This is a genomic window from Rhizobium sp. BR 314 (assembly GCF_047445805.1).
Taxonomy (GTDB): Bacteria; Pseudomonadota; Alphaproteobacteria; order Rhizobiales; family Rhizobiaceae; genus Rhizobium; species Rhizobium lusitanum_B.
The window spans coordinates 1-2,278 of sequence record NZ_JARWLA010000099.1 but is presented as its reverse complement, the minus strand read 5'-3'; the positions used below and the strand labels follow the sequence as shown (position 1 = coordinate 2,278).

Genomic DNA, 2,278 nt, shown 5'->3' with positions numbered 1-2,278 from the left:
GATCTCGGCATCCTTGGCGGATTGACGAGCGATCTTTTCCGTCTGAGCGGCGTTATCGGCATTCTGCTTGATATTGGCGGCCATCTCTTCCATCGAGGCGGAGGCCTCTTCGGCTGAGGAGGCCTGTTCGGTGGCGCCCTGCGAGAGCTGCTCGGAGCCGGCCGACAGTTGCTGGCTACCGGAGGAGACATTGTCCGACGCCGACAATGCATCCGCAACAACGCCGCGAAGCCGCTCGATCATCGACAGTAGCGAAACGCCGAGCGTGTCCTTGTCTGACATCGGCTTTGGCTTCACCGTCAGGTCGCCATTGGCGATTTGGTCGGCGATGGTTGCGGTGTTGCGCAGATTGGCGGTCATGACGTTGATGGTGTTGACGAGATCCTTGATCTCGTCGTTGGTCTTGATTTCGATGTTCTGGTTGAGATCGCCGATCGCCACGCCTTCGGCGACCGTCTGGATCTTCTTCAGCCCGCGATTGATGCCGAGCGCGATCCAGATGGCGACCGCAGTCGACAGGGCGAACATGACGGCAAGCGACGTCAGCAGCAGATTGCGTGCAAAGGCGTATTGATCGTTGGTCGCCAGATCGGTCGCATGCAGGTCGGCGATGATGGCTTTGTTGACGTTATCGAGAGCACCCAGCAGGGCGATGCTGGCCTTGCGCCCGTCACCCATGGAGAGTTCTCCGGCCCGGCGATTGCTTTCGGCTGTGTTTTCGACAGCCAGCTTCAGGATTTGGTCGTCGATCTGCTTCCAGGCTGGATACTGCTTCGCGAACTCGGCGACCTTTTCTGAGATCGCGGGGTCCTGTCCAAGCTTTGCTGCGAGCTGCTCTGCCTTTACCGTGTTTGCACGGACTTCATCGACATAGCCGGTGATAGCTTGCGGATCGGTATTGAGAACGGCGTTCTTTTCGTTGGCGATCGCGTTCATTACAGCAGATGAAAGATCAGCGGAATTGCGCTGGTTTTCAGCCGGACCCTGAACGATGTCGGTGATGGCGGAGTTCAGGGAAGACAGGCTCATGATCGCAAGAGCCGACATGCCGGTTGACATCAGGATCAGCAGGCCGAATGCGAGGGTCAATTTCAGTTTGATGGTAAAGCGCATCTCTAAAGAATTCCTGGAAAGGGAAGGGTTCCGTGATCGAAGTTTGATGAGGTCAGACGGAGACCGTCTGGATGCGCGAAGACCGATACATTCACCCTTCCGCGAACCGGAGACCGGCTCTTGAGGCCTGCGGTAGCATTCGCCGGCCTTTGATCTGGCGCCTGGTGGCGCCAGATCCTCTCAATATCGAGCCAGGTGCTCAGGCGCTCTGGCGAAAATCGTTGTCGTCGGCGTCCGGTCCGCCCATGGACATGTCGAGGGTGAAGCCCTTGAGGCGGGCCTGCTGGGCGGCGACACTGTTGTCGGTACGCGCGGCAGGTGCCTTGGCAGCCGGCGCCCTGGCGGCTGGCTTGGCCTTGGTCGCACCCAGCGCATGATGGATGGGATTGTGCGCCGGCTGGGTCTTGCGGGCATTGGCCTGATCGACCTTGAAGAAGGCGATGGAGGCCTGCAGCTCTTCGGCTTGAGCGGCGAGTTCTTCCGAGGTTGCCGACATCTCTTCGGAAGCGCCGGCGTTCTGCTGCGTCACCTTGTCGAGCTGCTGGATCGCCTCGTTGATCTGCGATGCGCCGATATCCTGCTCACGGCAGGCGGCCGAGATTTCGGCGACCAGTTCTGCCGTCTTGCGGATATCGGGCACGAGGCGCGAGAGCATGTCGCCGGCCTCGGTCGCGACCGTCACGGTCTCGCCGGAGAGGCTGGAGATTTCAGCTGCAGCCGCCTGGCTGCGTTCGGCAAGCTTGCGCACTTCGGAGGCGACGACGGCAAAGCCGCGGCCATGTTCGCCGGCACGGGCCGCCTCGACGGCGGCGTTGAGGGCGAGCAGGTCGGTCTGGCGCGCGATTTCCTGAACGATGGAGATCTTCTCGGCAATAGTGCGCATGGCGTTGACGGCGCGATCGACGGCCTGGCCGCTGATCTCGGCATCCTTGGCGGATTGACGAGCGATCTTTTCCGTCTGAGCGGCGTTATCGGCATTCTGCTTGATATTGGCGGCCATCTCTTCCATCGAGGCGGAGGCCTCTTCGGCTGAGGAGGCCTGTTCGGTGGCGCCCTGCGAGAGCTGCTCGGAGCCGGCCGACAGTTGCTGGCTACCGGAGGAGACATTGTCCGACGCCGACAATGCATCCGCAACAACGCCGCGAAGCCGCTCGATCATCGACGA

The 2,278-nt window shown here is 61.0% G+C and carries 2 protein-coding genes; both read right to left on the bottom strand.

Going from position 1 to position 2,278, the window contains the following annotated elements; translation table 11 throughout:
* The coding region (locus QD461_RS36520; protein WP_414091629.1) for a HAMP domain-containing protein at positions 1-1,113 on the bottom strand (1,113 nt) is incomplete at its 3' end.
* A gap of 199 nt (positions 1,114-1,312) precedes the next feature.
* Positions 1,313-2,278, bottom strand: a 966-nt coding sequence (locus QD461_RS36515) for a methyl-accepting chemotaxis protein (RefSeq protein WP_414091628.1), incomplete at its 5' end; no start/stop codon positions are given.